The sequence below is a fragment of the Rhodococcus sp. IEGM 1307 genome, from assembly GCF_030056915.1.
Taxonomy (GTDB): domain Bacteria; phylum Actinomycetota; class Actinomycetes; order Mycobacteriales; family Mycobacteriaceae; genus Rhodococcus_F; species Rhodococcus_F opacus_D.
In genome coordinates, this window is record NZ_JASHKW010000041.1 from 23806 (window position 1) to 38117 (window position 14312).

The following is a 14312-nucleotide window of genomic DNA, read 5'->3' on the forward strand; positions in this document are numbered from 1 at the left end:
AGCATGGTGAAGCCTCCGGCAGCGCGTTCTGCCGTTCCCGGTCCGGGTCGTCTGGGTCTCGTCGAGCCGACCGCTCCGTCCGAACTCCGCGATCTGGGCTGGGTCGGTGAAGACAGCATCGAACTGCTCTGGTCGTTGTCGCGGGCCGCGAACGCCGACCTCGCCCTCCGCACCCTGGTGCGCCTGAAGGACGGGCTCGGCGAGGACTGGGCCGAACTCGATGCGGCGCTCCGTACCGACAAAGGCCTGCGTGGCCGGCTGTTCGGTCTGTTCGGTGCATCCAGCGCGTTCGGCGACCATCTGGTCGCGGAACCCGCGTCGTGGAAGATCCTCGCCGGCGACGTCCGCCTCCCGTCGAAGAGCGAGGCGACCGCCACGATGATGGCCTCGGTCGGGGCCGAACCCGAGGAAGGCACTCACCGGGACGCCAACCTCTACCGGGCGAAGGTCACCGGACCCGATGCCATCGCGGCGCTGCGCAAGACGTACCGCGACGAGCTGATGCTGCTCGCCGCCGTCGACCTCGCGGCGACTGTCGAGAACGAACCGGTACTTCCGTACCAGACGGTCGGGCATCAGCTGTCCGATCTGGCCGACGCCGCGCTGAACGCCGCCCTCGCGGTGGCCGTCGCAGCCGTGTGCCCGGACGCCCCCTGTCCCGTGCGGCTGGCCGTCATCGCCATGGGCAAGTGCGGTGCCCGCGAACTCAATTACGTCAGCGACGTGGACGTGGTCTTCGTCGCCGAACCCGCCGACGCCACCGCCAGCCGGATCGCGGGCGAGATGATGCGCATCGGCTCCTCCGCCTTCTTCGACGTGGACGCCGCGCTGCGGCCGGAGGGCAAACGCGGGGAACTCGTCCGCACCCTCGAATCCCACGTCGCGTACTACAAGCGCTGGGCCAAGACCTGGGAGTTCCAGGCGCTGCTCAAGGCCCGCCCGATGATCGGCGACGTCGCGCTCGGACAGCAGTACGTCGACGCCCTCAGCCCGATGGTGTGGACCGCGTCGGAGCGTGAGGACTTCGTTCCCGAGGTGCAGGCGATGCGCCGCCGGGTCGAGGAGATGGTTCCGCCGGAACTCCGCGAACGTGAACTGAAACTGGGACGCGGAAGTCTGCGCGACGTCGAGTTCGCCGTCCAGCTCCTGCAACTCGTGCACGGGCGCGCGGACGAGGCGCTGCACGTCCAGAGCACCATCGACGCGCTGACCGCTCTCGCCGCCCGCGGCTACGTGGGTCGCGACGACGCCGCGAATCTCGCTGCGTCCTACGAGTTCCTGCGGTTGCTCGAGCATCGGCTGCAGTTGCAGAAGCTGCGGCGCACACACACCCTTCCACCCGCCGACGACGAGGAGGCGCTGCGCTGGCTGGCCCGGGCGGCGCACATGCGGCCGGACGGCAGCAAGGACGCGCTCGGCGTTCTGAACGCGGAGATCAAGCGCAACTCGCACCGCGTGCGGCGGCTGCACGCCAAGCTGTTCTACCGGCCGCTGCTCGAATCGGTGGCGCGCATCGACAAGGAGGCGCTGCGGCTGAGCCCGGACGCGGCCATCCGCCAGCTGGCGGCGCTGGGTTACACCGCCCCGGAGAACGCGCTCGGGCACCTCACCGCTCTGACCAGCGGCGCGTCCCGTAAGGGTCGCATCCAGGCGCTGCTGCTGCCGACCTTGCTCGAATCGCTCGCCGACACACCGGATCCCGATGCGGGTCTGCTCGCGTACCGGCGGCTGTCGGACGCGATGACCGATCAGACCTGGTTCCTCCGGCTGCTGCGTGACGAGGCGTCGGTCGCCGAGCGGCTGATGACGGTGCTGGGATCCTCCGCCTACGTTCCCGACCTGCTGATCAAGGCGCCCGACGTCGTGCGCCTGTTCGCGGATTCGCCGGCCGGACCGCGACTGCTCGAGTCGAAGCCGGAGGACGTCGCGCGCGGCATCCTGACGGCGTCGGCACGCCACGACGACCCGGCCCGCGCGATCGCCGCGGCGCGGTCTCTGCGCCGCTACGAGCTGGCGCGTATCGCCTCCGCGGACATCCTCGGCATGCTCGACGTGCAGGGCGTGTGCAAGGCGCTGTCGTCCGTGTGGGCGGCGGTGCTCAATGCCGCCCTGGCGGCGGTGACCAAGGCGAGCGAGAAGGAACTCGGCACGCCCGCTCCCGCGACGTTCACGGTGATCGGCATGGGCCGGCTCGGCGGCGGCGAGCTCGGCTACGGCTCCGACGCGGACGTGCTGTTCGTCTGCGAGCCGCGCGAGGGGATCGACGAGACTGTCGCCGTCAAGTGGGCCAACAGCATCGGCGACAAGGTGCGGGCCCTGCTCGGCGCGCCCAGCACCGATCCGCCGCTCGAGGTCGACACGGGCCTGCGCCCGGAGGGCCGCAGCGGCCCGATGGTGCGCACCCTGGCGTCCTACGAGGCCTACTACGCGCAGTGGGCGCAGGCCTGGGAGATCCAGGCGCTGCTGCGCGCGCATCACGTCGCGGGCGACGCCGATCTGGGGCTGCGCTTCCTGCACATGATCGACAAGACCCGCTACCCGGAGGGCGGGGTGTCGGAGCAGGCGGTCCGCGAGATCCGGCGCATCAAGGCGCGGGTCGACTCCGAGCGGTTGCCGCGCGGCGCCGACCCCGCGACACACACCAAGCTCGGGCGCGGCGGCCTCGCCGACATCGAATGGACCGTGCAGCTGATCCAGCTCCGGCACGCCCACGAGATCGAGTCGCTGCACAACACGTCGACGCTCGAGACGCTCGACGCGATCGGCGCGGCCGAGGTGCTCAGCGAGTCCGACGTCGAATTGCTCCGTGACGCGTGGATCACCGCGACGAAGGCGCGCAACTGCCTCGTGCTCGTCCGCGGCAAGGCCACCGATCAGCTGCCCGGTTCGGGCCGGGTGCTGTCCGCGGTCGCGCAGATCGCCGGCTGGGGTGGCGGCGATGCGGGCGAGTTCCTCGACAACTACCTGCGGGTGACCCGACGGGCCAAGGCTGTGGTGGAGAGAGTCTTCGGGGAGTGATCGCCACCTGGGGGGTGCGGGCACTGACGGCCCTCGGGTGGCTCGCGGTGCTCGTCGGCGTGTTCGGTGTCGTGCTGAGATTCCTCGACGTCCAGAACCAGCGCCTGCTCGTGCTGGCGTCCGCGGCGCCGTACCTGATGGCCGTTGCCGCGGTCGGGGTGCTGTTGCTCGGAATCACCCGGCACTGGATCGGTTTCGGCGTGGCGCTGACGGTGGCCGCGGTGGCCACCCTGTCGCAGGGCCCGCTGTACGTCGCGAACAGTTCGGTGACGGCGTCCGGGCCGGAACTGACGGTGATGCAGGCCAACATCTGGCTCGGCAACGCGGACGCCGACTCCCTCGTCCGGCAGATCCGGGACCGCGACGTCGACGTGCTCACCGTCAACGAACTGACACCGGAGGCCGTCGACCGGTTGGTGGCCGCGGGAATCGAATCGACCCTGCCGTTCTCGTTCCTCATGCCCGGCAGCGGCGGCGAGGGAACCGGGATCTGGAGCCGGTACCCGCTGACCGACAAGGTCCACCACTCGGAATTCGTCCTGTCCGCGCTGTCGGCCCGGGTGGAACTTCCGGACGGTGCGAGCACGGCACTGTATGCGTTCCATCCGGTTCCGCCGTGGCCGTCGGATCCGTCGCTGTGGTCGCGCGAGATGGACCGCATCAAAGCCGTTCTCGACGCCGTCCCCGCCGACTCGGGACCCGTGATCGTCAGCGGCGACTTCAACTCCACCCGCGACCACGTGAAGTACCGCAACCTCGTGACCGGACGCTACCGCGATGCCGCCGACCAGGTGGGTGCCGGAATCCAGAACACCTATCCCGCCGACCGGCAGCCGTTGCCGCCGATGATCGCGATCGATCACATCGTCACGAGCGGAGCGCAGGCGCAGTCCGTGGAATCGGTGGTGCTGACGGGTTCGGATCATCGCGGCCTGATCGCGAAGATCGACCTCGGCAGCTGACCGTCACGGCAGCGTGACGAATCCCTTCTGCACCAGCCAGTCCCGGGCCACGTCCGCCGGTTCCTCGCCCTCGACATCGACCCGCCGGTTCAGTTCGGTGATCTCCTCGTTGGTCAGTGCCGCGGAGATCGGGGCCATCACCTCCGCGACCTGCGGATGTGCCTCGGCGAAATCCTTGCGCATGGTGATCGCCGGGTTGTACTTCGGGAAGAACTGGCGATCGTCGTCCAGCAGCACCAGGTCGAGCGCGATGATGCGGCCGTCCGTCGTGAACACCTCGCCGAACTTGCACTGCGTTCCGTCGGCGGTGGCCTGATAGATGATGCCGGTCTGGAGGATCTGGCGGTTCGCGCGGGCGGGGTCGAAGCCGTATTTGGCGGCCATACCCGGGAACCCGTCCTGCCGGACGTTGAATTCGGTTTCGACGCAGGTCGTCGCAGCGGCGGGGTCGCGGTTGACCAGATCTGCGTACTCCGACAGGGTGGTGATCCCGGTTTCCTCGGCGGTCTGCCTGCTCATCGCGAGTGCGTACGTGTTGTTCATCGGGGCCGGATCAACCCACACCATGCCGTTGCTGTCGAGGTCCTCGTCGCGGACCGCCTCGAACTGCGCGGTCGGGTCGGGGATCGGAATCTCGTTGCCGAGGTAGTTGATCCACCCGGTCCCGGTGTACTCGTAGGTGACGTCGATCTGCCCGTCCAGCTGGGCGTCCCGGGTGCTGTTGGACCCCTGGATGTTGGTGAGGTCGCGCACCTCCGCGCCGGCGGCACTGAGCGCGAACTCGATGATGTACCCGAGGGTGACCTGCTCGGTGAAGTCTTTGGAACCGACGGTGATCTTGACGTCCTCGAGTTCGGGGACGGGCTGGATGCTGCCCGGTTCCACCGACAGTGGCAGGGCGCCACCGGATTCGAGGCCGCAGGACGCGGCGAGGACTCCGCAGAGTGTCACGGCCGTCGCGGCGATCGCCTTCCGGAGGTGGTTCATCAGCGCAGCCCCTTCGGGCCGAGGAACTCCTCGGCCAGGGCGCCGCACCAGTCGACGAGCAGCGCGAGCGCGACCGCGAGCACGGCTCCCACCACCAGGGTCACGTTGTCGCGCAACTTGTATCCGGTGTCGATGAGGATTCCCAGACCGCCGGCGCTGACGAGGAAACTGAGTGTCGCGGTGCCCACGGCGAGCACGAGCGACGTGCGCAGTCCCGCGAGGATGTACGGGACGGCGAGTGGGAACTCGACCTTCCGCAGGACGAGGCCGGCGGTCATGCCCTGTCCGCGCCCGGCGTCGATGACGGCGGGATCGACCTCCTGCAGACCCAGGATCGTGTTCCGGAGAACGGGCAGGAGAGAGTAGAACGCGATGGGGAGCACCCCGATCCAGAATCCGGTGGTCCCCGTCGCGAGGAAGAGAAGCACCAGGAGTCCGATGGCCGGTGCGGCCTGTCCGATGTTGGCGATTCCGAGGAAGATCGGTGCCAGCTTGGTGAACCCGGGCCGCGTGAGAAGGATCCCCAGCGGGACGGCGATGACGACGACGATCGCGACCACCGCGACCGTGATCAGCACGTGCTGCCACGTCAGGGTCGCGATGTTGGCGGCGTTGAGGCTGCCCTTCTGCGTGGCGGTGAGTTCGCGGTTGAAGGCCCAGGCGAGCACACCCGCCACCAGGATCACGACGATGATCGGCTGGACCAGCAAGCGGGCCCGCTCCGACCGCCGGGCGGCCGGTGCGGTGGGTTTCGTGGCGACGGCGGCCGTCATGACGGTGTGCCGCCCTCGCTCGCCCCGTCCCGCTGCGGCTCGCTGGCCTCGTCGTCGTGCGCGTGTTCCTCACGCATCGCGGACAGGTGCGTCACCAGTGTGTCGATCGTGATCAGGCCGCGGTACTCGCCCCGCCGGCCGGTGACGATCGTCGACGCACTGCTCTCCGCGAGGAGCGCCTCGAGGGCGTCCTGCAGCGTCGACTGGGTCGACACCACCTCCTCGATCGGGTCGCCGATGTCGCGCAGCGACGTGGCGTTGGCCAGATGCCGCAACGACACCCAGCGGGTCGGGCGGTCCCGCGCGTCCAGGAGGACGCCCCACTTGATCCTGCGGGACGAGATCGCCGCCCGCAGATCGTCCACCGAGCCGTCCTCGTACGCGGTGGGGCAGTCGAGGAGTTCGACCTCTGCCACCCGGGTGAGCGTCAGCTGCTTCAGGGAGGCGTCCGCGCCGACGAACCCGGCCACCATGTCGTTGGCGGGATGGGCGAGGATCGCCTCCGGAGTGTCGTACTGCATGATGTGCGACTGGTTGCCCAGCACCGCGATCCGATCGCCCAGCTTGACCGCCTCGTTGAAATCGTGCGTCACGAAGACTATCGTCTTGCCGAGATCGGACTGCAGTCGCATCAATTCGTCCTGCAGCAGTCCGCGCGTGATCGGGTCGACGGCGCCGAACGGCTCGTCCATGAGCAGCACCGGGGGATCGGCGGCCAGCGCCCGCGCCACCCCGACGCGCTGCTGCTGACCGCCCGACAACTGCCGGGGGTAGCGCTCGCGGTAGAGGTCGGGTTCGAGTCCGACGAGGTCGAGCATCTCGTCGGTGCGGTCGGCGATCTTCTTCTTGTCCCAGCCGATCAGACCGGGGACCGTACCCACGTTCTTCGCGATCGTGAGATGCGGGAACAGTCCGGCCTGCTGAATCGAGTAGCCGATGCCGCGCCGCAACTTGTCCGGGTCGATGGACAGGGCGTCCTTGCCGCCGATCGTGATCTTCCCCGACGTCGGTTCGATGAGCCGGTTGATCATGCGCATGGTGGTGGTCTTGCCGCAGCCGGACGGGCCGACGAGGACCACGATCTCGCCGGCGGGGATGCGCATCGACACGTTGTCGACTGCCGCCTTCTCCTGGCCCGGGTAGCTCTTGACGACGTCTTCGAGGACGATGTCCACTCCCGAGACGGTGCTTCCGTTGGTGTGCGGTGCGTCGAGGTCAGTCACGGATCCCCCTGGAGGTGGTGAGTCGGCCGATGACGGCGAGGATGCCGTCGAGTACGAGGGCGAGGATCACGATGAGAACGGTCCCCGTGAGGGCCTGCGGTATCGCTGTCGGGCTGCCGACGCGGGACAGTCCCGAGAAGATGAGGTTGCCGAGCCCGGGACCCTTGGCGTAGGCGGCGATCGCGAGGATGCCCATCAGCATCTGGGTGCTCACCCGCATGCCCGTCAAGATCGACGGCCAGGCGAGCGGGATTTCGATCCTGCTCAGCACCGTCGTGCGGCTCATTCCCACGCCCCGGGCCGCGTCGGTGATCGCGGGGTCGACGGAGGCGAGTCCGAGGATGGTGTTCCGGATGATCGGCAGCAGTGCGTACAGCACGAGAGCGGTGACGGTGGGGGCGACACCGAGTCCGAGGATCGGGATCAGCAGGCCGAGCAGGGCGAACGACGGGATGGTGAGGATCGTGCTCGCGAGTGCGGTGGCGATCGCGGAGCCGGCCGGGCTGCGGTACACGAGGATCCCGATCGCCACCGCGACGATCGTGGCGATCACCACCGACTGCACGACTGCGCTGACGTGCAGGAAGGAGTCGGTGAGCAGTTGCTGCTTCCGGGCGGAGACGAAGTCCCACAGTTGCTGCATGTCCAACCGTGAACACCTTTCTCCCGATGTGAAACAGACCTCGGTCCTTCACAGTGCTATGTACCCGAACATCGCGCAGGTGAATCGGAAACTCTGTTACGTGGTCGGGATCATGAACAGCAGGGTGCACACGGCGATCGACATCCCGAACAGCGCGATCATCACGGCGTAACCGAGGTTCCGCCGGCGGGGGGAGATCGCCGGGTCCATCCACCACCCGAACACCTTGAACGCCGCCGGAACGGCCCACCAGCCGAGGATCTGGGTGGTGACGAGGTTCCCGACGAATAGGGCGACGGCGATCGGAACCCCGTGCGCCTCGATGAACGGTGCGCTGACGAAATGGCCCCAGATCACCACCAGTGGATACAGCACCAGCAGGGCCAGGAGATTACTTCGGGCGACGGGCACCGGGGGCGGTTCGTCGCCGCCCGCGCCGCGGAACCAGAAGTCGAAACCGTAGCTCGCTTTTCGGATTCGGAGATTCTTGTTGAACTTCTCACCCTCCTTCAAGAGGGCGGCCCGCTCGGGTGAATCCATCCACGCCGCCAGGTTGTCCTCGGTGTCGAAGCTCAGCACGATCGTCCAGTCCTCGGTGATCCCCTGCACCGGTCTCTCGACCTTGTGCCCCCGGAAACCCCGGAACCCCGCCTCGGCGGCGGAGATCTTGCGCTGCCAGTCCATGAACGCCGACTCGTCCTCGGGGTCGACGTGACAGGAGATGACCACCGACGTCGCCGACTGCTCCCGGGTCTGCTCGCCGGTGAGCAGGTGGACGTCCTCGTTGCCGATGAAGGCGTGCTTGATCTCCGCCACGAGTTCCGTCCGGAGGTCGCTGTCGAGCCACGCGCGGGCGTCCTCGATGCTGGCGAACCGCAGCACGTCCACCCAGTCGTCCTGCACGGGCGGCGACGGCGGCACGATGTCCTGATCGATGAAACCCGGAACTGTCCCGAGGGTCTCCGCCGCGCGTTTCTGCCACCGTGCGTAGTCGGCGTAACTCGCGTCGTCGATCCGGCGTTGGAAGATCACCGACACCGGGGACGCGGCAGGGCTGCGCGGGTGTGAATGCGGCACGTGAGGTCACCTCCGTTCTGGTCGTGGTGCGGGTGCGGCGGGCGGAGAACCCTGAGACCGCCGGGTGGACGTGGTGAGGAGCAGCAGGATCCCTGCTCCCGCGCCCAGGGTCAGGTACAGCCAGCCCAGCGGTGCCTGGCTGTTCTCCGGCAGCACTCCGGCGACGGCCATCGCCGCACTGACGACGAGATAGCAGGCCGCCGTGACGACACCGCCGATCAGTCCGAGGTTGCGCGTGAACAGTCCGAGGGCCAGCCCGTACATCTGCGGGCAGAGCACCCCGCATCCGGCGAGCGCGAGGCAGGCACCGATCGTGATGGCCGGTGCGGTGACGACGGACAGCCCGGCCGTGACGGTGAGTACGAGTGCGCCCGACACGAACACCCACCACGCGCCGAACGCGAGCCGGCGGGTGCCGACCCGAACAGCCAGCGCACTGCAGGCGAGTTCGCCGAGGAGGTTCGCGCCGCCCACGACCAGCGCCACCGCACCGTACGCGGCAGGGGAGAAGCCCAGGATCTGCTGGTACAGGAAGGGCGCGACGACACCGAAGACCATCTGAGCGGACGCCATCAATCCGAACACGAGCACGAACCCCACGAAGATGCGGTGGCGCAGGGCAGCACCCAGCACCCGCGCCGCGGCGCCGACGTCGACCGGTGCCCGCAGTTCCGGCGGAAGGGTCTCCGGCAGTCCCGCGACGACGAGGGGAACGGCGAGCGCCGCGAGAAGCGCGATCAGCCCGAACACCAGACGCCACGAGATGAACTGCACCAGTACCCCGCCCACGGCGGGTGCGAGAACGGGTGCCAGCCCCCACGCAGCCCCGAGGAGACCGGACACGGACGTGAGCCGGGCGCCGCGATAGCAGTCGGCGGCGATCGCGTAGGCGAGGACGAGGCACGCGCACCCACCGATACCCTGCACGAATCTCAGACCGAGCAGGAGTGTGATGTTCTGCACGAGTGCGCATCCCACGCTGGTGACGACGAGGATCGCCAGGCAGGTCACCAGAGTTCGTTTGCGGCCCACCGCATCCGCGATCAGGCCGACCGGAATGAACGCCAGACTCATGCCCAGCATGTAGGCGGTCACCGTGTTCTGCACCACTGCGGCGGACGCGTCCAGATCGAGCACCATCTGCGGCAACGCCGGGGTGTAGATGTCGAGCGGGATCTGGCTGAGCGGAATCACCAGCAGCAGAATGACCACGACACGGCGCGGAACCGGCACACCGGACGGCGTCGTGGGCACTGACATCCCGCATCACCTGCTTCTCGACCCGAGGGGGCTGGAGAACGGAGCAAGTATCCCGAAAGGTTTCGACCGCACGGTCCGCAACGGTCCGTGTGGTCGGTTCCCTGGATCATACGACGCGGCCTGCGGCGCCCGGGCAGGTTCCGGACCGGTCGGCAGGGGACCGACGCACCACACGACGGGGGCCGGCGTCCATCGTAGGCTGAATCTCCCATGTGACGGACAGGAGACTCAGGTGGCCGAGACGGCGCTGACGGAGACCACGGTGGCCGAGGTGATGGCCGAGCTGGCCGAGCTCGAGGACCCGAAGGCACGCGAGGTGAACGAGAAGCACGGTGACGATCACGGGGTGAACCTCGGCAAGCTGCGCGCGCTCGCGAAGAGGCTGAAGACTCAGCAGGAACTCGCGTACCGGCTGTGGGAGACGGGTGATACCGCGGCACGATTGCTGGCGATCCTGATCTGCCGCCCGAAGGCGTTCGAGCGTGACGAGTTGGACGTCATGCTGCGCGAGGCGCGCGCACCCAAGGTGCACGACTGGCTCGTGAACTACGTGGTGAAGAAGAACCCGCACGCCGAGGACCTGCGCCTGGCGTGGTCCGCCGATCCGGATCCCGCGGTCGCCAGTGCCGGCTGGGCGCTGACCACCGAACGCGTGGCGAAGAAGCCCGAGGGCCTCGACCTCGCGGGACTGCTCGACGTCATCGAGGCGGAGATGACAGACGCCCCGGATCGCCTGCAGTGGGCGATGAACCACTGCCTGGCCCAGATCGGGATCGAGCACGCCGGGTACCGCGCCCGCGCACTCGACATCGGTGAGCGCCTCGAGGTGCTGAAGGACTACCCGACCTCTCCGGGATGCACGTCCCCGTTCGCGCCCATCTGGATCACCGAGATGGTGCGCCGACAGGGCGGCGAATAGAAGGTTCGACCCGACGACCGCGGCGGCCACCTGTGACCGGACGCAGAAGAGCCCACCCGCGCCGCGATCGGTGTCGTGATCGCGGCGCGGGTGGGCTCGACTGAAGCTATCGACTCACACGTCGTAGTACAGCTGGAACTCGTAGGGGTGCGGACGCAGGTTGACCGGAGCGATCTCCTGCTCACGCTTCAGCGAGATCCACGTCTCGATCAGGTCGGACGTGAACACGCCACCCTCGGTGAGGTAGTCGTGATCGGCCTCGAGGCGATCGATGACGGCCGACAGGCTGGTGGGAGCCTGCGGGATGTTGCGGGCCTCCTCCGGCGGGAGCTCGTAGAGGTCCTTGTCGACGGGAGCCTGCGGCTCGATCTTGTTCTTGATGCCGTCCAGGCCGGCCATCATCTGCGCCGCGAAGTTCAGGTAGGGGTTACCCGAGGAGTCGGGGGCGCGGAACTCGAGGCGCTTGGCCTTCGGGTTGTTGCCGGTGATCGGGATACGCACGGCCGCCGAGCGGTTGCGCTGGCTGTACACGAGGTTGATGGGGGCTTCGTAGCCCGGCACCAGACGGTGGTACGAGTTGATCGTCGGGTTGGTGAACGCCAGCAGCGACGGTGCGTGGTGCAGGATGCCGCCGATGTAGTGACGCGCCATGTCGGACAGACCCGCGTAGCCGGCCTCGTCGTGGAACAGCGGCTTGCCGTCCTTCCACAGCGACTGGTGGACGTGCATGCCCGAGCCGTTGTCGCCGAACAGCGGCTTCGGCATGAAGGTGGCCGACTTGCCGTGCTGCCAGGCGGTGTTCTTCACGATGTACTTGAACAGCTGCAGGTCGTCTGCGGCCGCGAGCAGCGTGTTGAACTTGTAGTTGATCTCCTGCTGTCCGCCGGTGCCCACCTCGTGGTGGCCGCGCTCGAGCTCGAAGCCCGCGTTCTGCAGGTTGGTGGAGATCTCGTCGCGCAGGTCGACGTAGTGGTCGTACGGAGCGACGGGGAAGTATCCACCCTTGGGGCGGACCTTGTAGCCCAGGTTGGGGCTGCCGTCGGCGTTCACGTCGTTGCCGGTGTTCCAGGAACCCGAGATGGAGTCGAGTTCGTAGAACGCGCCGTTGATGCCGGAGTCGTAGCGGACCGAGTCGAAGATGTAGAACTCGGCCTCGGCGCCGAAGAAGGCGGTGTCGGCGATGCCGGTCGACTTCAGGTATTCCTCGGCCTTGCGCGCGACGTTACGCGGGTCGCGGCTGTAGGACTCACGCGTGAACGGGTCGTGCACGAAGAAGTTGATGTTCAGCGTCTTGGCCGCGCGGAACGGGTCGATCTGGGCGGTGGCGACGTCGGGGAGGAGCATCATGTCCGACTCGTGGATCGACTGGAAGCCGCGGACGGACGAACCGTCGAACGCGAGGCCGTCCTCGAAGACGTCCTGGTTGAACGCGGACGCCGGGATCGAGAAGTGCTGCTGCACGCCCGGCAGGTCGCTGAACCGGATGTCGACATATTCGACGTTCTCGTCCTTGATGAACTTGATGACCTCTTCGGCCGTGGTGAACGCCACGCTTGTGCTCCTTAAGTCGCTTCAGCCAAGTGGATATTGGCGAATTCGTCGAGCCAGACGGTAAGGACTTGGTGTTGCCCGCTGGTCAACCTTTTGTTTCGCCCGTGTTACGCGTCGAATCTTCCTGGGCTTTTACACCGGCTGTGACTGCGCACACAGCCCAAACCTCCGGTGTGAGGTCCTCGGAGACGCGACGCCTATCCTGGACAGCATGGCACGTATCACCGGTTCCTGGCTTTCCGGACCTTCGGCCGCACTGCCGGACGGCGCGGACGAGACGACGCAGTCCTTCCGGGGCGAGCGCCTCGGGTTGCAGGCGGAAGGTCCCGGTTCGCTCGCGAGCACGGGACGCCGTCTCGCCGCGCTGATGATCGACTGGGTGTCGTCGGCGGGTGTCGCGGCACTGATCATCGGCGACAACTTCTTCGAGGGTCCGTTCTCGACCTTCACTCTGCTCGTCTGGTTCGTCGTCGGTGTCGCCACGGTGTCGCTGTTCTCCTTCACGCCGGGGCAGCTGTTCCTCGGCATGCAGGTGGCGCGGGTGGACGGACCCGCCCGTGTCGGTTTCGTCCGGGCCCTGGTGCGTCAGGCGCTGCTCGTGTTCGTCGTGCCCGGGACCATCACGGACATCGACGGTCGTGGCATGCAGGACCGGGCCACCGGCACCGCCCTGATTCGCACGCGCTGACCCCTTGGAACGTCTTCCGCCCGATGTCGGATCGACATCGGGCGGAGTAGTGGGGCGACAGGCTTCTAGCGACGACGGATGGTGCGCTGCACGCCACGCATCTTCGCGCCGCCGGGCATCGGACCCTTGGGCAGTGCGGCGCCGCCACCGCGGCTGCTGAGCGCGGCGAGCCGCGACTCGATGGCGTCCATCCGCTTGGTGTCGATGTTCTTCGGGAGCTTGTTCAGATGCTTCTGCAGCTGCGACAGCGGGACCTGTCCCTCGTCGTTGCCGATGACGATGTCGTAGATCGGGGTGTCGCCGACGAGGCGCGCCGTCTTCTTCTTCTCCTGGGCCAGGAGCGACTTCACGCGTTGCGGCGATCCCTCGGCGACGAGGATGACGCCGGGTCGCCCGATCACGCGGTGAACGGCGTCGAGCTGCGTGGTGCCCGCGACCGCACTGGTCACGCGCCAGGAGCCCTGCATGTTGTCGAGCGCCCAGGCGGCCGCGCCTGCCTGGCCCTCGGCCTTGCCGTACACCGTCTTCTGGACGCGCCGGCCGAAGATGATGAACGCTCCGAGCACGCCGAGGAGGAGACCGATCGGGAGAAGGAACCACTGGAGGCCCCAGATCAGACCGACGAGGAAGAACACCACCGCGAGTCCGATGAGCGTGCCGAGCATGAGCGGCAACAGCAGCTTGTCTTCCTTGCGCTGCATCTGGAACGCCTGCCAGAGCTGAGTTCTGCGTTCCTTCGACGCCTGCCTGCGGGCTGCCTTGGCGGCTGCCTTTGCTTCTTTACTGGGTTTGCCCGCTTTACCGGATTTACTGCCGTTCGCCATGCTCTTCAGGATACGTCCCTGGCCGTGCGCGGTGATGACCCGTCCGGTGTCGACCACCGCGCACGCGGGGAGGTCAGCGGGCGAGCCGCGCCATGAGGGAACTCGCCTCCTGCGACGCATCGCCGCTTTCGGTGAGATGTGCCTGTCCTGCAGGCAATTCGCGGCCGTGGTGGGCCATCGCCTGCGCGTAGAGCCGGCCGGCGCGGTAGGAGGAGCGGACGAGGGGTCCGGCCATGACGCCGGCGAACCCGATTTCCTCGGCGGTCTTGGAGTGCTCGACGAACTCTTCGGGCTTGACCCACCGCTCGACGGGGTGGTGGCGGGGGGACGGGCGCAGGTACTGGGTGATGGTGATGATGTCGCAGCCGGCGTCGTGCAGGTCGTGCA

12 protein-coding genes and 1 pseudogene are annotated in these 14312 nt (G+C 67.7%); 4 read left to right on the forward strand and 9 right to left on the reverse strand.

Features of this window, described 5'->3' with window-relative positions; all coding sequences use genetic code 11:
* Positions 1 to 3: 3 nt before the first annotated feature.
* On the forward strand, positions 4 to 3018 hold the full coding sequence (locus QM841_RS41735) for a bifunctional [glutamine synthetase] adenylyltransferase/[glutamine synthetase]-adenylyl-L-tyrosine phosphorylase (RefSeq protein ID WP_283336601.1): 3015 nt from the start codon (positions 4 to 6) through the stop codon (positions 3016 to 3018).
* Entirely contained in the window at positions 3015 to 3980 is a 966-nt protein-coding gene (locus QM841_RS41740) for an endonuclease/exonuclease/phosphatase family protein (RefSeq protein WP_283336602.1), read from the forward strand. The genes QM841_RS41735 and QM841_RS41740 overlap by 4 nt, the downstream gene beginning before the upstream one ends.
* Before the next feature lie 3 nt (positions 3981 to 3983).
* On the opposite strand, the gene QM841_RS41745 is transcribed toward QM841_RS41740, so the two are convergent.
* The 6 genes from QM841_RS41745 to QM841_RS41770 all read right to left on the reverse strand — a co-directional run bounded on the left by QM841_RS41745 (position 3984) and on the right by QM841_RS41770 (position 9943).
* Complete coding sequence (locus tag QM841_RS41745) at positions 3984 to 4967, reverse strand: glycine betaine ABC transporter substrate-binding protein (RefSeq protein WP_283336603.1); 984 nt, start codon at positions 4965 to 4967, stop codon at positions 3984 to 3986.
* On the reverse strand, positions 4967 to 5740 hold the full coding sequence (locus QM841_RS41750; protein ID WP_005247766.1) for an ABC transporter permease: 774 nt from the start codon (positions 5738 to 5740) through the stop codon (positions 4967 to 4969). The genes QM841_RS41745 and QM841_RS41750 overlap by 1 nt, the downstream gene beginning before the upstream one ends.
* Positions 5737 to 6963: an ABC transporter ATP-binding protein gene (locus QM841_RS41755; RefSeq protein WP_280784824.1), complete on the reverse strand. Its 1227-nt coding sequence runs from the start codon at positions 6961 to 6963 to the stop codon at positions 5737 to 5739. Before QM841_RS41755 ends, QM841_RS41750 begins: the two co-directional genes overlap by 4 nt.
* The gene (locus QM841_RS41760) at positions 6956 to 7606 is read right to left on the reverse strand and encodes an ABC transporter permease (protein WP_105422827.1); all 651 of its coding nucleotides are present in this window, start codon (positions 7604 to 7606) and stop codon (positions 6956 to 6958) included. The genes QM841_RS41755 and QM841_RS41760 overlap by 8 nt, the downstream gene beginning before the upstream one ends.
* A gap of 96 nt (positions 7607 to 7702) precedes the next feature.
* The gene (locus QM841_RS41765) at positions 7703 to 8683 is read right to left on the reverse strand and encodes a putative antibiotic biosynthesis monooxygenase (protein ID WP_283336604.1); all 981 of its coding nucleotides are present in this window, start codon (positions 8681 to 8683) and stop codon (positions 7703 to 7705) included.
* 6 nt (positions 8684 to 8689) lie between these two features.
* Complete coding sequence (locus QM841_RS41770) at positions 8690 to 9943, reverse strand: multidrug effflux MFS transporter (RefSeq protein WP_283336605.1); 1254 nt, start codon at positions 9941 to 9943, stop codon at positions 8690 to 8692.
* A 232-nt stretch (positions 9944 to 10175) separates the two neighbouring features.
* Between QM841_RS41770 and QM841_RS41775 the strand changes: the two genes are divergently transcribed.
* Entirely contained in the window at positions 10176 to 10862 is a 687-nt protein-coding gene (locus tag QM841_RS41775; protein WP_283336606.1) for a DNA alkylation repair protein, read from the forward strand.
* 114 nt (positions 10863 to 10976) lie between these two features.
* On the opposite strand, the gene glnA is transcribed toward QM841_RS41775, so the two are convergent.
* Positions 10977 to 12413 carry a type I glutamate--ammonia ligase gene (gene glnA, locus QM841_RS41780; RefSeq protein ID WP_005247755.1) on the reverse strand — a complete coding sequence of 479 codons (1437 nt, stop codon included), beginning with the start codon at positions 12411 to 12413 and terminating at the stop codon, positions 10977 to 10979.
* Positions 12414 to 12624: 211 nt separating this feature from the next.
* Here glnA and QM841_RS41785 point away from each other — a divergent pair, with 211 nt between their 5' ends.
* Complete coding sequence (locus QM841_RS41785; protein WP_280784820.1) at positions 12625 to 13101, forward strand: RDD family protein; 477 nt, start codon at positions 12625 to 12627, stop codon at positions 13099 to 13101.
* A gap of 65 nt (positions 13102 to 13166) precedes the next feature.
* Here QM841_RS41785 and QM841_RS41790 read toward each other — a convergent pair whose 3' ends face one another.
* Together QM841_RS41790 and QM841_RS41795 are read right to left on the reverse strand one after the other, a co-directional pair.
* Positions 13167 to 13925, reverse strand: a complete 759-nt coding sequence (locus tag QM841_RS41790; protein ID WP_005247752.1) for a DUF4191 domain-containing protein — start codon at positions 13923 to 13925, stop codon at positions 13167 to 13169.
* 73 nt (positions 13926 to 13998) lie between these two features.
* Positions 13999 to 14312 (reverse strand): annotated as a pseudogene (locus tag QM841_RS41795) (lipoyl synthase); the annotation flags it as partial.